This is a genomic window from Mycobacterium sp. TY814 (genome assembly GCF_030755175.1).
Taxonomy (GTDB): domain Bacteria; phylum Actinomycetota; class Actinomycetes; order Mycobacteriales; family Mycobacteriaceae; genus Mycobacterium.
In genome coordinates, this window is record NZ_JAUFRY010000001.1 from 2110749 (window position 1) to 2128209 (window position 17461).

Annotated in this window: 17 protein-coding genes; 6 read left to right on the forward strand and 11 right to left on the reverse strand. The window is 69.5% G+C overall.

Annotated elements, in window-relative coordinates:
* Positions 1–21: 21 nt before the first annotated feature.
* Positions 22–2259, reverse strand: coding sequence for a hypothetical protein (locus QXH22_RS09320; RefSeq protein ID WP_306275429.1), 2238 nt, complete (start codon positions 2257–2259; stop codon positions 22–24).
* A gap of 456 nt (positions 2260–2715) precedes the next feature.
* On the opposite strand from QXH22_RS09320, the gene QXH22_RS09325 reads away from it, so the two are divergent.
* Positions 2716–4233, forward strand: a complete 1518-nt coding sequence (locus QXH22_RS09325; protein WP_306244443.1) for a hypothetical protein — start codon at positions 2716–2718, stop codon at positions 4231–4233.
* A gap of 4 nt (positions 4234–4237) precedes the next feature.
* Here the strand turns inward: QXH22_RS09325 and QXH22_RS09330 are convergent, their stop codons facing one another.
* On the reverse strand, positions 4238–5269 hold the full coding sequence (locus QXH22_RS09330; RefSeq protein WP_306275430.1) for an NAD(P)-dependent oxidoreductase: 1032 nt from the start codon (positions 5267–5269) through the stop codon (positions 4238–4240).
* Positions 5266–6042 carry an S-methyl-5'-thioadenosine phosphorylase gene (locus QXH22_RS09335; protein WP_306242483.1) on the reverse strand — a complete coding sequence of 259 codons (777 nt, stop codon included), beginning with the start codon at positions 6040–6042 and terminating at the stop codon, positions 5266–5268. The genes QXH22_RS09330 and QXH22_RS09335 overlap by 4 nt, the downstream gene beginning before the upstream one ends.
* Positions 6043–6076: 34 nt before the next feature.
* On the opposite strand from QXH22_RS09335, the gene QXH22_RS09340 reads away from it, so the two are divergent.
* Both QXH22_RS09340 and fabH read left to right on the forward strand, forming a co-directional pair.
* Positions 6077–6955, forward strand: a complete 879-nt coding sequence (locus tag QXH22_RS09340) for a 1,4-dihydroxy-2-naphthoate polyprenyltransferase (RefSeq protein WP_306275431.1) — start codon at positions 6077–6079, stop codon at positions 6953–6955.
* A 61-nt stretch (positions 6956–7016) separates the two neighbouring features.
* Entirely contained in the window at positions 7017–8030 is a 1014-nt protein-coding gene (fabH, locus tag QXH22_RS09345; RefSeq protein WP_306242487.1) for a beta-ketoacyl-ACP synthase III, read from the forward strand.
* Between the two features lie 3 nt (positions 8031–8033).
* On the opposite strand, the gene QXH22_RS09350 is transcribed toward fabH, so the two are convergent.
* Positions 8034–8369, reverse strand: coding sequence for a DUF4229 domain-containing protein (locus QXH22_RS09350; protein ID WP_306242489.1), 336 nt, complete (start codon positions 8367–8369; stop codon positions 8034–8036).
* 46 nt (positions 8370–8415) lie between these two features.
* Here QXH22_RS09350 and QXH22_RS09355 point away from each other — a divergent pair, with 46 nt between their 5' ends.
* Positions 8416–8571 (forward strand): hypothetical protein, encoded by a 156-nt coding sequence (locus tag QXH22_RS09355; protein WP_120791670.1) that lies wholly within the window; start codon positions 8416–8418, stop codon positions 8569–8571.
* Here QXH22_RS09355 and QXH22_RS09360 read toward each other — a convergent pair.
* From QXH22_RS09360 to hemL, 7 genes are all read right to left on the reverse strand, one after another.
* Positions 8568–9878 carry a MinD/ParA family protein gene (locus QXH22_RS09360; protein ID WP_306242491.1) on the reverse strand — a complete coding sequence of 437 codons (1311 nt, stop codon included), beginning with the start codon at positions 9876–9878 and terminating at the stop codon, positions 8568–8570. The two genes, QXH22_RS09355 and QXH22_RS09360, sit on opposite strands and share 4 nt — an antisense overlap.
* A gap of 27 nt (positions 9879–9905) precedes the next feature.
* Positions 9906–10880 (reverse strand): c-type cytochrome biogenesis protein CcsB, encoded by a 975-nt coding sequence (gene ccsB / locus QXH22_RS09365; RefSeq protein ID WP_306242493.1) that lies wholly within the window; start codon positions 10878–10880, stop codon positions 9906–9908.
* Positions 10877–12424, reverse strand: a complete 1548-nt coding sequence (locus QXH22_RS09370; RefSeq protein WP_306244444.1) for a cytochrome c biogenesis protein ResB — start codon at positions 12422–12424, stop codon at positions 10877–10879. Before QXH22_RS09370 ends, ccsB begins: the two co-directional genes overlap by 4 nt.
* Positions 12425–12525: 101 nt before the next feature.
* Complete coding sequence (locus QXH22_RS09375) at positions 12526–13317, reverse strand: cytochrome c biogenesis CcdA family protein (RefSeq protein WP_306242495.1); 792 nt, start codon at positions 13315–13317, stop codon at positions 12526–12528.
* Positions 13314–13925, reverse strand: coding sequence for a TlpA disulfide reductase family protein (locus QXH22_RS09380; RefSeq protein ID WP_306242497.1), 612 nt, complete (start codon positions 13923–13925; stop codon positions 13314–13316). Before QXH22_RS09380 ends, QXH22_RS09375 begins: the two co-directional genes overlap by 4 nt.
* Positions 13922–14530: a histidine phosphatase family protein gene (locus QXH22_RS09385; protein WP_306242499.1), complete on the reverse strand. Its 609-nt coding sequence runs from the start codon at positions 14528–14530 to the stop codon at positions 13922–13924. Before QXH22_RS09385 ends, QXH22_RS09380 begins: the two co-directional genes overlap by 4 nt.
* Positions 14530–15849 carry a glutamate-1-semialdehyde 2,1-aminomutase gene (gene hemL / locus QXH22_RS09390; RefSeq protein WP_306275432.1) on the reverse strand — a complete coding sequence of 440 codons (1320 nt, stop codon included), beginning with the start codon at positions 15847–15849 and terminating at the stop codon, positions 14530–14532. Before hemL ends, QXH22_RS09385 begins: the two co-directional genes overlap by 1 nt.
* 58 nt (positions 15850–15907) lie before the next feature.
* On the opposite strand from hemL, the gene QXH22_RS09395 reads away from it, so the two are divergent.
* Both QXH22_RS09395 and QXH22_RS09400 read left to right on the forward strand, forming a co-directional pair.
* Entirely contained in the window at positions 15908–16303 is a 396-nt protein-coding gene (locus QXH22_RS09395; protein ID WP_306242502.1) for a nitroreductase family deazaflavin-dependent oxidoreductase, read from the forward strand.
* The gene (locus QXH22_RS09400) at positions 16300–17457 is read left to right on the forward strand and encodes an enolase C-terminal domain-like protein (RefSeq protein ID WP_306242505.1); all 1158 of its coding nucleotides are present in this window, start codon (positions 16300–16302) and stop codon (positions 17455–17457) included. Before QXH22_RS09395 ends, QXH22_RS09400 begins: the two co-directional genes overlap by 4 nt.
* The last annotated feature ends 4 nt before the right edge of the window (positions 17458–17461 follow it).

Here is a 17461-nt window from a genome sequence, read left to right on the forward strand (position 1 = left end):
TCCTGACGTCGCGGGGTCAGCTCACCGGGGACCGCTGCCGCCGCTGCCGCCGCTGCCGCCACTGCCGCCGCTGCCGCCTGATGGCGGCTTGGGCGCCTGCTGCGTCGGCGGCTTCGGGGCCACGGTCTGCGGTGCCTGGGTCTGCGGCGCCTGGGTTCTCGGCTGCGGCGCCTGCGTGGGCTGCGGCGCATACGTCGGCTGCGGTGCCTGCGTCGGCTGCGGCGCATACGTCGGCTGCGGGGCTGCGGTCGTGGGCTGCGGCGCGTAGGTCGTAGGCGCGGGGGCTGCGGTGGAGGGCTGCGGCGCGTACGTGGTGGGCGGAGTAGTCACCACCGCCGTGGTCGGCGGCGTCGTCGCCGCCGTCGTGGGCGGCGTGGTTGGAGGTGTCGTCGGCGGCGTGGTCGGCGGAGTCGTGGGTGGCGTCGTCGGAGGTGTCGTCGGCGGCGTGGTCGGCGGAGTCGTGGGAGGCGTCGTCGGAGGTGTCGTCGGCGGCGTCGTGTACTGCGTCGTCGGCGGCGTGGTCGGCGGCGTCACGATGGGCCAGGTCGGCATGCCCGGCTGCCAGCCCGGGTACGGCGGAATGAAGATCGGCACCGGCAGCGGCGCCGGAACCGGGACCGGGGCGGCCGGCTCGGGCACCGGTGCGGGAGCGGCGGGCGCCGGACGCGGAACGTTCTGCACGGCGGGAATGCTGCCGCCCTGGAAACCTGCGGTGGGCAGATCGGGCGGCGGCGGGGGCACCGGCGCCTGCTGCTCGGTCGGCAACAGCGGCATGAACTTGCCCGGCTGGGCGTTCTGGTGTCCTTCGACGGGCAGCGTGGAGGCGGTCGGGCGGACGGTGACCGCCACCGCGACGGCCAGCGAAGCGAACCCGAGCACGGCGAACCCCATCACCGCGTTGCTGATCAGCAGTCGCCTGAGGTTGTGCGGCTTCCCGCCGGCCGCCTCGGGGTCGTCCTCGTCGAACCCGTCGTCGTACTCGTCGTAGCCGTCCCCGTAATCGCCGAAGCCATCGGTGTCGACCGGAAGAATGTCGTACTCGCTGGCCTGCGAATAGGCCAACTGTTCGTCACCGCCGCCAGGTTGGCCGGCGTCGGGCGAAGACACTCCGGGATCCAGGAAGGCGGTGGCATCGCCCGGGACCTGCGCCGCCATGGTGGCATCCGGAGAGGCGGTCGGAGCGGCCATGGTCGCATCGCCGGCAAACCCCTGGTGCCCATGTGCCTGATTGGCCAGGCCAGGGTGCGCCATCGTCGCGCCCAGTCCCGACGCATCCGGCGAGGACGTGGGACCGCCACCGGGTCCGCCGGCCGACAGACCAGGCGCATCCGGGGACGACGTGGGCCCGCCACCGCCGGACAGCGACGGTTGCGCCATCGTCGCGGCCCACCCGGAGGCGTCCGGGGACGACGTGGGACCACCACCCGGTCCACCGGCGGACAATCCCGACGCGTCCGGGGACGACGTGGGCGCGCCACCGGGGCCACCGGCCGACAATCCCGACGCGTCCGGGGACGACGTGGGCGCGCCACCGGGCCCGCCGCCGGCAAATCCCTGCTGACCCATCGGAGCGTTGAGCGACGAACCCGCGACGCCGGCCGGCCCGTCGGCAGGTATCACCGGAGCAGCCATCGTCGCATCGGCCGCAGCACCCTGGGCCAGCGCGAAGGTGGAATCGGGCGGGATCTGCACGCCCATCGTCGAGGCAGATTGCAGGTGGTCGGCGAACATCGCGGTCTGCTCGGGCGAGCTGCCCACCACCAGCACATCGTTGGGGCTGCCGGCCTGCCCGGGAATCTGGGCCATCAGCGTGTCGAACGTCGCACCCGGGTCGTTCTCCACCGGCGTCGACGCCAACACGGTCGGCGGCGAGTCCGGATCCCCCGAGACCGCGAAGCTTGCCGTCTCATTACCGATCAGCAGCACCGCGGCAGCGGCCCGTCCCGGCCCCAGCAGCGCGCCGGCCGCCTTGGACTCCGAAACCACCTCGACGTTGGGAACGCGCGCATAGTCCAGCGCCTGACGCAGTTGGTCGGCCCGGAACTGGTCCGACCACACCAGGCGGGTGGCCACCAGCCGGTGCCCTTCGTCAGCCAGCAACCGATTGGTGCCGACCACGGTTTCGGTCAGGTCCGCGACAGGGTCAGCCGAGAGCTCCACCGTCGACTGGTCGAGCACCTGGCTACCGCGGGCGGCCGCCTCTACCAGAGCCAGGCGTGCGACCTGGCCGGTGACGGCCACCCCCAACACGACATCCATTTACGGCTCCCCTTCGGCTGGCTACCCCAGAACCAGCAATGTCCCGGCTTCACTACACTTTGTACCGTCGGCAATATCCATTATTCGGGCGTTAAGGCAACCCCCATGAGCGCAGCGTAATCGGATTCCCACCCCCTAGGGATGCTCACCAACGATCCCGTACACGTTCATAACCTGTTCACAGCCACTGCCGTACATCCGAATGGAGAATATGTTCGCAAGGGAACAACGCAGCGGGCCCGGCAGGGGGTTCCCTTGTGCCACCACTGAACCTGCCCCAGCAGTACCCGACCTCGATCCCTGGGGGGCATCGTGAGCCTGAACACCGATGACACGCCGACCGGCCCCATCGTGGGTGCACGACCGGCGGCCCCCGGCCCGCCGGGTAACAACCGGCCAGGTCAGGGCCCACAACCTGGCAATTCGCTCGCACAGCGGCGCAACGCTTTCCGCGATATGGCCGCCCTTCTGCTCCTGCTGCTCGCCCTGGTGTTCCCCTGGAATCTGTACTTCGGCCTGGGGGTCCCCGACAGCAGCCTGCTGTGGTGGGGGCTGCTCGCGTCGGTGACACTGCTGTCGCTGCTCTCGCTGGTGGTGACACGCGGTCAGAAGGACACGGGCGCGAGCGCGCGGCTGCGACTCATCCTCAACGTTCCCTACCTGCTGCTGGTCGTGGGTTTCGTGGGTTACGACGTCGTCGAATCGATCATGTCGGGTGGCACCGTGCACGTGCCGGGCGGCGTCGGACCGGGCGGCTGGCTGGGCGCTGCTGGCGCACTGCTGGCAGCGCAACCGGCCCTGACCACCCCCACCATCGAAGAGACGCGCTACGAACGCTGGCTGCGCGGCGCCCGGTTACTGGGCTACGTCTCGATGTTCGGCGCGTCGTTGAGCGCCGGCTTCAACCTGTGCTGGCGGATCCGCTATGCGCTGCAGAACGCAGGCGGCTCGGAGGCGTTCGGCACCCGTAATACGACGGTCATTCTCAGCGCGGTGGTTTACGGCGTGGTCGCCCTGGCAGCGGTGTTGGTGGCCTCACGCTGGATCCTGCGCAACACCCCGGCATCCCGGTTCGCGATCTTCGCCCTGGGCGTCTCGTCGCTGCTCGCCGGCATGCTGGTGTGGGCCATGCCGGCCGGCCGCGAGATCGACGCGTTCCACGGCATCGCGCAGAACACCTCGACGGCGGGTGTGGGCTACGAGGGGTACCTCGCCTGGGCGGCGGCAGCGGCCCTGTTTATGCCGCTGACACTCTTCAGCGGCCCGGAGGTGTACCGGGACCGGGAGGTGTGGCGCAACGCGATCCGCAAAGGCCTGACGCTGATCGTCGTCTGGTGCTTCGGTTCGGCGCTGATGCGAATCACCGATCTGCTGGTCGCAGTCATGCTGAACTACCCCACCTTCCCGTACAACTCCCTGACGCTGGCCACCTTCGATGTGATGACCGGGGTGCTGGCGCTGTGGCTACGCGTCAGACTGGCCTCCGGGGCACTGCGGTCGCGGTTGATCACGTGGCTCGGCGGGCTGGTGTTCACCCTGGCGGTGTCCCGGGTGATCCTGGGCGTCGTGCTGGCACCGCGCTTCGAGCAGGCGGCGTCGGTCAGCCCGGTCTACGGCAACGATCTGGCCCAGCAGATCACCAGCACCTTCGACGTGACGCTGTGCGGCCTGTCCCTGTTCATCCTCGGGGCGATCATCGTCGCGGCACAGATCCGCAAACCGCGGCGCCGGCGGCGGCCGATTCAGCGTCCGGTCGCCGGCAACCGTCCCCCGGCCCCCATCCCGACCCGCCCGGGTGCTCCGCCGCCGCCGTCGGAGGCCAGGACGACACAGTTCGGGGCTCCCCGGACCCAGCACGAAGCACCCACCACGGTGCTGTCGGCGCCCGGCCCCGCGCCGCGGATCTTCCGTTCCAGCGAGACCACCGGACCGGTGCGCCCGAAGATCTTCCGGCCCCCGAACAACCCCTCGTAGTCGGCTACCGCAGCGGAGCGAACGCGAACTCGCGCAATCCCCGCTCCGGTTCGACGGCCGCCCGGAAACCCAGCACGTCGGCCGCCCGGGCGGGGTCGGCGACGATGTGTCGCACGTCCCCACTTCGGTACTGCCCGGTGACCACGGGTGACAGGTCGCCACCCCGCGCCCGGCACAACGCCTCAGCCACCTCCCGGATCGAGATGGGGCGCCCGGAGCAGACATTGGCCGCGGTGAATCCGCCCGGGCTTGCGGTCATCGCGGCGAGGTTGGCCGCTGCGATGTCATCGACGTGCACGAAGTCACGCATCTGACCGCCGTCTTCGAACACCCGCGGCGGTTCTCCCTTTTCCAGCGAGGAGCGGAAGATGGCGGCCACGCCGGAGTAGGGCGTGTCGCGCGGCATTCCCGGTCCGTAGACGTTGTGGTAGCGCAGCGCGACTACCGAACCGCCGGTGGCCTCCGCCCACGCCAGCGCGTAGTGCTCCTGCGCGGTCTTGCTCGCCGCGTACAGGCTGCGGGGGCGCAGCGCGGCGTCCTCGTCGACCAGTTGCCAGCCGACGGGTTCGCCGCAGTGGGGGCAGCGATGCTCGAAGTTCCCGGCATCCAGGTCGCTGCGCCGCCGTGGCTGCGGGTCGACCGGCCCGTGCTCCTCACACCGGTAGCGGCCTTGCCCGTAGACCACCATCGACGACGCCAGCACCAGGCGCGAGACGCCGGCGGCGAACATCTGTGCCAGCAACACCGTTGTGCCGAAATCGTTGTGCCCGCCGTACTCGGGCGCATCGGCGGCGTTCACCCCGGCGCCCACCATCGCGGCCTGATGACACACCAGGTCGACCCCGGCCAGTAGCGGGGCGAGGGCATCGGCATCGCGGACGTCGACCCGGTGACACCCCTCCGGCAGGACTGCGTCCGGACCGTGCGCCGCGGGCAGCAACACGTCGACGCCCACCACCTCATGACCGGCGGCCTTCAGCGCCGCGTCGACCCGGGAGCCGATGAATCCGGCCGCGCCGGTCAGCAGCACCCTCATGGCAGCTCGAACGGCAACGGGACCCCGGCGTGCTGCAGGCAGTGTGTGCAGGTGCGCTCGGCCGCGACGCCACTGATCGCGGAGCGCACCAACTGCTTGAACATCTCGATGTTCTGCCCGAACTCGGCGAACACATCGACGCCCTTCACGCCTTCACCGACGGTCACGCCGGCATCCACGTCGGTAATCAAGGCTATTGCGGCATAACATAATTCGAGTTCCCGGGCGAGGATGGCCTCCGGATACCCGGTCATGTTGACCAGGCTGAAGCCGGCCGCGGCGAACCACTGGCTTTCCGCGCGGGTGGAGAACCGGGGCCCCTGGATCACCACCATGGTCCCGCCGTCGACCACGTCGGGCAGGGCGGTGACCGCGGCGCGCAGCGTCGGGCAGTACGGGTCGGCGAAACTGGTGTGCACCCCGCCGGTGTCGAAATAGGTGTCGGCCCGGCCGCTGGTGCGGTCGACGAGCTGGTCGGGCACCACCACCGCGCCCCGCTCGATCCGGGGGTTCAGGCTGCCGACCGCGCAGGGCGCGAACACCCGCCGGACGCCCAGCGCACGCAGCGCCCACAGGTTTGCCCGGTAGGGGACGGTGTGCGCCGAGTACTCGTGCTTGGCGCCGTGGCGCGGCAGAAAGGCGACCTCATGCCCGCCGACGGCGCCGATGGTGATCGGGGCGCTGGGTTGCCCCCACGGGGTGTCCGGACGGACGGTGCGGGTGTCCGAATCGAAGAACGTATAGAAGCCGGTACCGCCAATCACTCCGAGCACCCGCGCAATCTTATGCATAGGGCAGGATGCGGTGGTGGCCAGTTTTGCCCAGTGGATCTCTGGAGCGCGCCCGCGCACGCTGCCGAACGCGGTAGGCCCCGTGATCGCAGGCACTGGCGCGGCCGCGTGGCTGCACGGCGCGGTGTGGTGGAAGGCGCTGCTGGCGTTGGCTGTGGCCCTGTCGTTCATCGTCGGCGTCAACTACGCCAACGACTACTCCGACGGCATCCGCGGCACCGACGACGAGCGTGCCGGCCCGGTGCGGTTGGTCGGTTCGCGGCTGGCGGCCCCGCGCGCGGTGCTGACCGCGGCGCTGGTGAGCCTCTTCGTCGGGTGCGTGGCCGGACTGGCCCTGGCCCTGGTCAGCGCCCCGTGGCTGATCGCGGTGGGCGCCGTGTCGGTGCTGGGGGCGTGGCTCTACACCGGCGGGTCCCGGCCTTACGGCTATTCCGGTCTGGGCGAGGTCGCGGTATTCGTCTTCTTCGGCCTGATCGCGGTGCTCGGCACGCAGTACACGCAGGCCCTGCGGGTCGACTGGGTGGGTCTGGCACTCGCGGTGGGCATCGGGGCGCTGTCGTCATCGGTATTGGTGGCCAACAACCTGCGGGACATCCCGACCGACTCGCAGTTCGGAAAGATCACCCTGGCGGTGCGCCTGGGCGACGGCCGCACCCGCGTGCTCTATCACACGCTGCTGGCCGTCCCCGGTCTGCTGACGCTGGTGCTGATGCTTGCGACGCCGTGGTGCGCGGCCGGGCTGATCGCCGCGCCGCTGGCTTTGCGGGCCGACAGTCCGGTGCGGTCCGGCCGCGGCGGGCCGGAGCTGATCCCGGTGCTGCGTGACACCGGGCTGACCATGGTGGTGTGGTCGATTGCGGTGGCTGCCGCGCTGACGTACAGCGGGCACGCCTAGAGTCGATCACGGCCCCGGCGGCATCAGGGAAGTTGCCGCGGCGGCGGGAAGGACACGGGTAATGACGGAGATCGCCACGGTCAGTGGCCCCACGAACGTCGGACTGCTCAGTGTCGGGGCATACCGTCCCGAACGTGTCGTCACCAACGACGAGATTTGCCAGAACATCGATTCGTCGGACGAATGGATCTACTCGCGCACCGGAATCAAGACTCGCCGGTTCGCCGCTGACGACGAATCCGCTGCCTCGATGGCGGCCGAAGCGTGCCGGCGGGCACTCAAGAACGCCGATCTGAGTGCCTCGGACATCGACGGCGTGATCGTCACCACCAACACCCACTTCCTGCAGACACCGCCGGCAGCCCCGATGGTCGCGGCGGCCCTGGGCGCCAAAGACGTTCTGGGCTTCGATATCTCAGCGGGCTGCGCTGGGTTCGGCTACGCGTTGAGCACGGCGACCAACATGATCCGCGGCGGGGGTGCCCGCAGGATGCTCGTGGTCGGCACCGAGAAACTGTCCCCCACCATCGACATGTACGACCGCGGCAACTGCTTCATCTTCGCCGACGGCGCCGCCGCGGTGGTGGTGGGCGAGACACCGTTCCAGGGCATCGGACCGACCATCGCGGGCAGTGACGGTGAACAGTCCAGCGCGATCCGGCAGGACATCGACTGGATCACCTTCGCGCAGAACCCAAGTGGCCCACGCCCATTCGTGCGGCTGGAAGGTCCGGCGGTGTTCCGCTGGGCGGCCTTCAAGATGGGAGACGTCGGGCGGCGGGCTCTGGAGGCAGCGGGCGTCGGACCCGACCAGATCGACGTATTCGTGCCGCACCAGGCCAATACCCGCATCAACGACCTGCTGGTCAAGAACCTGCAATTGCGACCGGACACCGTCGTTGCCAACGACATCGAGAACGCCGGGAACACGTCGGCGGCGTCCATCCCGCTGGCGATCGCCGAACTCATGGACTCCGGAGCCGCCAAACCGCAGGACCTCGCCCTGCTGATCGGATACGGCGCCGGCCTGACCTACGCCGCGCAGGTGGTGCGACTGCCGCTGCACAGCGACTGAGCGCTACTCCTCGGGTGTGACGGCCTCGCCGCGCAGTCGGGCCTGTAACTGCTCGCGTTCCCGTCGGCGGCGCTCTCCGGCCACCGCCAGGGTCGCCGTCGCGCGCTGCCGCAGCGGGCTGAACACCCACATGCCCAACGGCATCGAAATGATCAGACCGCCCAGTGCGGCAACGAAAAGCGGGAAATCGGCCACCCCGACCAGACGGGCGAGTCCGTAGATGGCAGCGGTGACCACACCGAACAGCAGCAGCCGGGCCGTCACGTACAACAGGACTGCGACGACGCTCCGGCCGGCGGCTGAGCGGTCACCGGTCTTGTCGTTAGGCGCTTCTGGCACAGCTTGAGCCTACGGCGCGGGTATATTTGCCCAAAGGAGGTGTCGAGTGCTTTACCTGCTCGTCGTCCTTGTTCTGGGGACGTTGATCTATCTCGGCTGGCGCGCGGCGCGGTCGCAGACCAGCCCGCCGAAGACCCGCGTCATCGGGCCCGACGACGATCCGGAGTTCTTGCGACGACTGGGCGATAACAAGCCGCGCTAGACGAAGTTCGGATTGGTGCGCCGCTGGTCGGCCGGGAAACCGTCGGCGACCACGGCAGCCAGCTCCGCGACCGCCTCACGGGTGTCGCGCTTCATGCGGTCCAGGCTGATTTCGGCGCCTTCCTCCAGGTGAGCGTCGAAGGGCACCACCCGCACTGCGCGGCACCGCCGGGCGAAGTGCTCGATCACCTTGTCCATGTCCACCTTGCCGGAGCGTGACCGCACCGCGTTGATCACCGCGACGGAGTTGCGCACCAACTCTTCGTAGCCGTGCGCCTCCAGCCAGTCCAGAGTCGCCGAGGCGCTGCGGGCGCCGTCGATCGACCCGGAGGCGACGACGATCAGCACGTCGGACTTCGACAGCACCGCCGACATCGTCGAGTGGAGCAGTCCGGTGCCGCAGTCGGTGAGCACCAGGCCGTAGAACCGTTCCAGGATGTCGAGGGTGCGGGTGTAGTCGTCGCCGTTGAACGCCTCGGAGACGGCCGGGTCACTCTCGGAGGCCAGCACTTCGAGCCCGTCGGAATTCTGCGAGGTGTAACCGCGGACGTCGCTGTAGCGGTCGATGCTGTCCGCGTCACGCAGCAGGTGCCGGACGGTCGCCGGCGTCTCGAGCGGGACCTTCTGGCTCAGCGTGCCGCGGTCGGGGTTGGCGTCCACCGCGACCACCCGGTCGCCCCGGACGGACGCGAAGGTGGACCCCAGGGATGCGGTGATGGTGGTCTTGCCCACGCCGCCCTTCAACGACAGCACGGCGATGCGGTAGCAGCCACGCAGCGGCCGGTTGATCTGAGCCACCAGGTTGTTGTGGCGGGTCGCGCGCGGACCCTCACCGAGGTTGATCAACTGTCCGGACAGCACGTAGAGCGCCCGGCGCCAGCCCTCTGATGGTGGCGGCTTGACGGGCCGCAGCAGGACGGTGGTGGACAGCTCGGGATATGGCGCATGCGGCAGCGGCTCCGGCCGGAACTGGGGCCGCTCGGGCGCGCTGGGGGCCTCGGGTGGTCCGGGGTAGTACGCGCCGTAGGCCGTCGGGTCCACCCGGGTGACGCCGGAAACCGGTCCGGTCGACGGGCCGGGGTCCCACTGGGGACGCTCGCGTTCGACGGTCTGCTGGGGTGCGGGGCCCGCCTCGACGGCAGGGCTACGCCGCTCGGTGCGGAACCCGCTGAACGCGCGGGTAGGCGCGTCGCCGACCGGGTCTGCCGGCTTGAACTGCGCGGTCGGCTGATCCGGGCTAGCCGGGGTTTCTCCGTTGCCCGGGTGAACCCGCGGCGCCCCCGCGCCGGGTGTCGGGTGCTCTGACACTCCTACTCCCCCTCTCTCTCGCGTTGGTCAGCCCACGCCCGCATAGGAGTGCAGGCCGACCGTCACCAGGTTAACGAAGAACAGGTTGAAGACCATGGCGACGAAGCCCGCGACATTGATCCAGGCCGCCTTGCGATCGCGCCATCCTGCCGTTGACCTGGCGTGGAGATACGCGGCGTACACCACCCATGCGATGAACGACACCGTTTCCTTGGGGTCCCAGCCCCAGTACCGGCCCCAGGCTTCCTCGGCCCAGATCGCGCCGAAAATGACGCCGAATCCGAATACCGGGAAGGCGAAGATCGTGGTGCGGTAGGCGATCCGGTCCAGCGTCTGCGCATCGGGGAACCGCTGCACCAGCCGCGGCAGCCGGCCCTGGGCGCCGGGATCACCGAACCGCGACGTGCGCAACAGGAACAGGATGCTGGAGATGCCGGCGACCATGAACACCCCGGACCCGAGGCTGACCACCGACACGTGGATGGGCAGCCAGTAGGACTGCAGGGCGGGCATCACCGGTGCGGCGTTGGTGTAGAGCCAGCGTCCGGACACCGTCAGCAGGATCAGGATCGGCAGCAGCAGAAAGACCCACAGCGGACGGTACTGGGGCCGGCGCAGCACGACCGCGCCCGCGATCAGCCCTGACATGCAGGTCAGGTTGATGAACTCGTACATGTTGCCCCACGGCACCCGCATGGTGGCCAGCCCGCGCAGCACGATGCAGACGAACAGCAGGCCGATGCCCAGGTACAGCACCGCCAATCCGGCCCGGCCGACGCGTTCGTCCAGCGGCCGCTGTGGTGCCTCCGCGACGATGCCGGGCGCGGCGCTGTCGGTGGTCACAGTCGCGGCGCCGACGGCGACGGTTTCGAGCTTGCGGGCGCGGACGTAGGCAAGCTCGTAGGCCAGCAGCAGCAGCGCCACCACCAGCGCCACTACGGCCGAGGTGAACGCCCAGTCGGAGTACCGGGCCAGACCGATGTTGATGTGCTGGGTATTCATGTGACGTCCACTTTCGTTTCGGCTCGTTCGGCATCTGGGACTGCGCCAAACCCGGCCACCAACCGCTCGGTCAGCCGCTCGAACTCGTCGCCCCATCCGGAGTTGTCGGTACGAGCCAGGCCGCCCAATTCGACGTCAACGGTATCCGCAGTGGGCGTGAGGCGAACCCACACGCGGCGCCGGCGTACCAGCAGTGACACCAACAGTCCGGCCATCATCGTGATGGCGAAGACCAGCACCCAGACCTGTCCGGGGTCGTGCGAGACCTGCAGGTTGACGAACGGCACCGCACCGTCGAAGCGGACCGTCGTGCCGGCCGCCGGCCCCTGGTCGATCCGGACCTGTTCACCGACGCGCAGGTTGACCCGCTTCTCCTTGGTCAACCGGCCCTGTTCGATCAGCCGCGGGTCGAGGTTGAACAGCGACTGGGGCCGCCCGGTGTCCAGTCCGGTGTCGCCCCGGTAGATGTCGATGGCCACAGCCGGGTCGTTGAGCGCCGGGAACCGCGACGACAGCAGCGCGCCGTCGAGCTGTTCGGTGGGCGCCAGCAGGCCCTGAATCGCGATCTCGTGTTGCCGTCGCTCCTCGGCGGTTGGATAGCTGCCGGCCGGCGGATCGATGCGCGCCACGCCGGAGGACAGCAGGGTCTGCGGGTTATCGGGCCGCCACTGCACGGTCGAGGTGCGGGTCTGACCGTTGGGGAACGTCACGGTGAAGGTGGGGGCGTAACCGTGGCCCTGCAGGTACACCCGGTTGCCGCCGATGCGCAGGGGGTGGTTGACCTCGAGCCGGTAGGGCCGCCAGGTGTTGGACGTCAGGTCGTCCCCGGCCTGGTAGGCGATGTCGGCCGCGAACGAGGTGGCCTGCCCGGACGGCAGGTAGTTCGCTTGAAAGTTGTTGACCCGCAAGCAGATCGGGTGCAAAGACGTGCCGTCGACGGTGTTGCCGGCGCGGAACGAATCGAACGCTGCCGGCGTCGCCGAACAGAATCCGGGTCCGCCGTCGGCGATGACGATCACGTTGCCCTCGTAGCCGAACAGCTTCCCCGCCGCGACGGCGACCAGCAGACCGAGCAGCGAGAAGTGAAAGACGAGGTTGCCGAACTCCCGCAGGTAGCCCTTCTCGGCGGAGACTTCGACGGTGTCACCGGTACGCCGCGTGGTGGTGCGCCACCCGCGCAGCCGGTCGGTGACCGTCGTGGCCAGGGCTTCCGGGTCGCCCACGGCCCCTGCCCGGGCATGCTTGGGCAGTCTGCTCAGATTGCGTGGCGCGGCCACCGGCCTCGCCCGCAGGCTGCGGGCGTGCTCGACGATCCGCGGGGTCAGGCAGCCGACCAGCGACACGAACAGCAGCACGTAGATAGCCGTGAACCAGAAGCTGGAGAACACGTCGAAGGCCTGCAACTCGTTGAGCCACGGCCCGATCACCGGATGCGTATGCAGGTATTCGTCGACTTTGCCGGCGTTGAGGCTGCGCTGCGGCAGCAGCGCTCCGGGGATCGCGCCCAGGGCAAGCAGGAACAGCAGCACCAGCGCGGTGCCCATCGACGTCAACGACCGCCAGGTGTTGCGCACCTTCCCCGCGACCAGACGCAAAAACCCCTGGGAGCGGGCGCTCCGAGGTTCTTTTGTGTCTGCTCGCACCATCAGATCGGCAGCCTCACGTCGGAGACGAAGGCGTCACGCAGCCACGACACGAAGTCGTTCCACACCCCGGTGACCAGGGCCGCGCCCACCGCGATCAACAACACGCCGCCGAACACCTGGATCGTCCGGGTATGGCGGCGCAGCCAGCCCAACCCGGCCATCGCACTCGCCGAGCCGAACGCCAGCAACACGAACGGGATGCCCAGCCCCAGGCAGTACGCGATCACCAGCGCGATCCCACGGGCCACGTTGGCGCCGTCGGTGGCGGAGGCCACCGTGATCACCCCGGTCAGCGTCGGGCCCAGGCACGGCGTCCAGCCCAGCGCGAACACCGCGCCCAGCAGTGGCGCTCCCGCGACCGAGGTCCACTGCCGCGGGCTGAACCGGGCCTGCCGCTGCAGAGCCGGGATGAGCCCGACGAACACCAACCCCATGACGATGGTCAGCACGCCGCCGACCCGCTGCAACAGCAGCTGATTGGTGATCAGCGTGGTCGTCATGCCGAGCACGACGACGGTGCCCAGCACGAACACCGCGGTGAACCCGGCGACGAACAGCGCCGCCGATCCGGCGACCCGCCAGCGTGCGGTGGGCGGCGCCTTCAGGGTGCCGGCACCGTTGCCCGCCGGCTCGCCCTCTTCGACGCCCACCACCGCCGCCAGGTACGACAGATAGCCCGGCACCAGCGGCACCACGCACGGCGACGCGAACGACACCAGTCCGGCCAGTAGGCAGACCCCGAGTGCCACCACCAGTGGCCCGGCGGAGGCGATGTGGGCGAAACCGGTCACTGCGGTCCCGACGTCGGGGCCGGAGCTTCGGCGGCGATCCGCTGGACCACCGGCTGCAGGTCCTCCGCGAGCAGTTCGCGCAGGAACACCGCAGCTACCCGGTGTTGCCGGTCCAGCACCAGCGTCGAGGGAATCACGGTGGTCGGGTACTTGCCACCGAAGGCGATCAGGGTGCGCATCGGCGGGTCGTAGATCGACGGGAACGTCACATGCCGGTCGTTGACGAAGTCCTGAGCCGCCTCGCGGCTGTTGTCGCGGACGTCGATCCCGAGAAACGAGACGCCCGAATCACGAGTCGCGTCATACACCCGTTGTAGCTGGCCGATCTCGGCCCGGCACGGGCCGCACCACTGGCCCCACACATTGATGACGACGACCCGGCCGGGAAAGTCGTTCAGCGAGAGGGTCCGCGCCGGGTCGGTCAGGCTGGGCCCGGACAGGGCGCCCGGCCGGCCCCGGCTTTCCGGCGGGTTGTAGAAGATGTCGGTCTTGCCGCCCGGGGACACGAACTCGAAGGTCCCGCCCTGCGCGACGGCATCCTTCCCGGAGCAGCCCGAGAGCAGCCCCGCCACCACCATTGCGGTGACCACCCACCGCCCTACGTTCATCCGGCCGCCGGTTCTGCGTACTCCACGTCGACCAACCGGTCGCCTTCGTAGACCAGCGACGTCACCGACGCCAGCCCACACTCCCGCCGGCGCGGGTCGTGCCAGAGCCGTCGGCCCGTCACGTGCATTCGCAGCGTCCATACCGGCAACTGGTGGCTGACGCAGACCGCCTCGTGGCCGGCGGCACGCGCCCGCGCCTTGTCCGCCGCGGCCGCCATCCGGGCGGCGATCTCGGCATACGGCTCACCCCAGGACGGGGTGAAAGGGTTGCGCAGCTGCCACCACACCCGCGGGTCGCGCCAGGCGCCGTCACCCGGACTCACCTTGCGGCCTTCGAAGAAGTTGGCCGATTCGATCAGGTCGGGGTCGGTGTCCACCATCAGGTTGTGCCGGGCGGCGATGGGTGCGGCGGTCTCCTGGGCCCGCTGCAGGGGCGAGGCGATCACTGCGACGATGTCGCGGTGCGCCAGGTAGTCGGCGACCGCGGAGGCCTGTGCGGCACCGTTCTCCGACAAGCGGAAACCGGGCAGCCGCCCGTAGAGGATGCCGCTGGGGTTGTGCACCTCGCCGTGCCGTATGACGTGGACCCGGGTCTGTTCGGCCATCAGGTTCGTTCCTCCTGTGCCGCGGCGGCGGCCGCGGCGGGTAGCGCGTCGGCGATCCGCTCGAAGGCCGCGTCGTCCAGAGCGGCCGAGACGAACCACGCCTCGAAGGCGCTGCACGGTGGGTAGACGCCCCCCTCGAGCAGAGCATGAAAGAACGGCGCATAGCGCCAGGTCTGGCTGGCCCGCGCGGATGCGAAGTCGGTCACCGGTGTTTCGGTGAAGAACACGCTGAGCATGCTGCCCCCACGCTGAATCTGGTGCGCAACACCGGCATTCGTCAGCGCGTCGGCGAGCAGGCCGGACAGCCGGTCGGCGTTGGCGTCCAGTGCGGCGTACACGGAGTCGTCCGCGGCGCGCAAGGTGGCCAGCCCGGCCGCCATTGCCACCGGGTTACCCGACAGCGTGCCGGCCTGGTACACCGGCCCCAGCGGGGCCAGTCGCTCCATCACCTCGACCCGGCCGCCGAACGCCGCGGCGGGCAGGCCGCCGCTCATCACCTTGCCGAAGGCGAACAGGTCTGCATCGACGGGATCTATTCCGTACCAGCCACTGCGGCTCACCCGGAATCCGGTCATCACCTCGTCGACGATCAGCAGCGCGCCGTGCTCGGCGGTGATCGCGCGCAGCGCCGCGTTGTAGCCCGGTGCCGGCGGGACCACCCCCATGTTGCCGGGGCTGGCCTCGGTAATCACCGCGGCGACCTGCTCCCCGAACCGGGCAAAGGTCTCCTGAACCGCATCAATGTCGTTGTAGGGCAACACGATCGTGTCGGCTGCAGCCGCCCCCGTCACGCCGGGGGACGACGGCAGACCCAGGGTGGCCACCCCCGACCCCGCGTCGGCCAGCAACGCATCCGCATGCCCGTGGTAGCAACCGGAGAACTTAACGATCTTGGGCCGGCCGGTGAAGCCGCGGGCCAGCCGGATGGCACTCATGGTGGCCTCGGTGCCGGAGTTCACCAGCCTGAGGCGCTCGACGGGGGCGACGCGTCCGATGATCTCGGTGGCCAGTTCGGTCTCGGTAGGAGTCGGTGCCCCGAATGAGAGTCCGTGCGCAGCGGCCTTGGTGACGGCGTCGACGACGGCGGGGTAAGCATGCCCCAGGATCATCGGCCCCCAGGAGCAGACCAGGTCGACGTACGTGTTGCCGTCGGCGTCGGTGAGCCGGCAGCCGTGTGCCTCGGTGATGAACCGCGGCGTGCCACCCACCGCGGTGAACGCGCGCACCGGCGAGTTCACCCCGCCCGGTATCACCGCGCAGGCGTTGGCGAACAGCTGCGCCGAGGCGCGCACCTGCGCGGTTGCCTGGTCAGTCCCCATGCTGACCAGTGTCCCAGCCGTGCCGACAGGATCAACTACAGGGTGTAAGAGTTACGTCATGCAACTACCCCAATGGCTGGCGCGCTTCAATCGCTACGTCACCAATCCCATCCAGCGACTGTGGGCCGGTTGGATCCCTCTGCACGGCATCCTGGCGCATGTCGGCCGCCGCTCGGGCAAGCAGTACCGCACTCCGTTGGTGGTGTTCACGGCCGACATCGACGGACGGCCCGGGGTGGTGATCATGCTGACCTACGGGCCGGACCGGGACTGGCTGAAGAATCTCAAGGCGGCCGGCGGCGGACGTTTGCAGCGCTACGGCAAGACCTTCGGGGTCACCGACCCGCGCGTGATGACCAAGCTCGACGCGGCGCCGTATGTCACCCGGGGGTTGCGGCCGGTGTTCACCCGGCTGCCGTTCGAGCAGGCCGTGCTGCTGGCCAAAAGCGAGTGACGCAACTCACCGAGATCCGGGAGCGGGCCGTCGCGCTGCAGGGCAGCCCGGCGAACGCGCTGGTCAACTTTGCCGGTCACACCGTCTCGCTGGTAGCGCTGATCGGCGTCCACGGCGGGAGACGCGTGGTCGGTGTCGCGTTCAACTCGATCGGCAGATTCGCCCAGAGTGGGATCCTGCGGGACCGGATGATTCCGCGGGTGCTTGCGGCACCGCCGGACACGCTGCTGGACGGCTCGGGACGGCTCGACCCGGCGGCGGTGCTCGCCTGCGCGCTGCGCGACGAGAAACCGGGTGGGCACGGTGACCGCGCCGCCGCGGCCGCCGCCCTGGAACTGGCGTGCTGGGACCTCAACGCCAAACTCGACGACGAACCCGCCTGCGTGACGGTGGCGCGCAGCTTCGGCCGCGAACCACAGAAGTCGGTTCCGGTGTACGCCGCCGGGGGCTATTACTACCCGGGCGCCGGCCCGGACGCCTTGCGCGACGAGATGCGGTCCTACCTCGACCAGGGGTATGACGCGGTGAAGATGAAGATCGGCGGCGCGCCACTCGCCGACGATCTGGCCCGGGTGGACACCGTCGTCGACGTGCTCGGCGACGGCGGCCGCGTCGCGGTGGACGCGAATGGGCGGTTCGACCGGTCGGCGGCCACCGAGTGGGCCGCGGCGCTGGCCGGCTACCGGTTGCGCTGGTACGAAGAGCCGGGCGATCCGCTGGATTTCGAGCTCAACCGCGCGGTGGCGGACTGTTACGGCGGCGCGATCGCCACCGGGGAGAACCTGTTCTCGGTGCCCGACGTGGTCAACCTGGTCCGGTATGGGGGCATGCGGTCCGGCCGGGACATCTTCCAGATGGATGCCGGGCTGAGCTATGGCCTGACCGAGTACGCGCGGATGCTCGAGGTACTCGAAGCGCACGGGTTCGACCGCCGCTTCGCCTACCCACACGGCGGCCACCTGATCAATCTGCACATTGCCACCGGACTGGGTTTGGGTGGCTGCGAGTCCTACCCTGGTGTCTTCCAGCCGTTCGGGGGCTACTCAGAAGGCTGCGCGGTGCGCGACGGCAGGATCACGCCGACGCAGGCACCGGGCTTCGGGCTGGAACTCAAGCACGGCCTGGCCGAGGCGATCGCCGAACTGACAGCTTAGGAGC

Coding starts and splice junctions, on each gene's coding strand:
- ccsB (WP_306242493.1), bottom strand. CDS start 10,880: ATGAATACCCAGCACATCAACATCGGTCTGGCCCGGTACTCCGACTGG.
- fabH (WP_306242487.1), top strand. CDS start 7,017: ATGACGGAGATCGCCACGGTCAGTGGCCCCACGAACGTCGGACTGCTC.
- QXH22_RS09320 (WP_306275429.1), bottom strand. CDS start 2,259: ATGGATGTCGTGTTGGGGGTGGCCGTCACCGGCCAGGTCGCACGCCTG.
- QXH22_RS09370 (WP_306244444.1), bottom strand. CDS start 12,424: ATGGGCACCGCGCTGGTGCTGCTGTTCCTGCTTGCCCTGGGCGCGATC.
- QXH22_RS09380 (WP_306242497.1), bottom strand. CDS start 13,925: ATGAACGTAGGGCGGTGGGTGGTCACCGCAATGGTGGTGGCGGGGCTG.
- QXH22_RS09395 (WP_306242502.1), top strand. CDS start 15,908: ATGCAACTACCCCAATGGCTGGCGCGCTTCAATCGCTACGTCACCAAT.
- QXH22_RS09385 (WP_306242499.1), bottom strand. CDS start 14,530: ATGGCCGAACAGACCCGGGTCCACGTCATACGGCACGGCGAGGTGCAC.
- QXH22_RS09330 (WP_306275430.1), bottom strand. CDS start 5,269: ATGAGGGTGCTGCTGACCGGCGCGGCCGGATTCATCGGCTCCCGGGTC.
- QXH22_RS09325 (WP_306244443.1), top strand. CDS start 2,716: ATGGCCGCCCTTCTGCTCCTGCTGCTCGCCCTGGTGTTCCCCTGGAAT.
- hemL (WP_306275432.1), bottom strand. CDS start 15,849: ATGGGGACTGACCAGGCAACCGCGCAGGTGCGCGCCTCGGCGCAGCTG.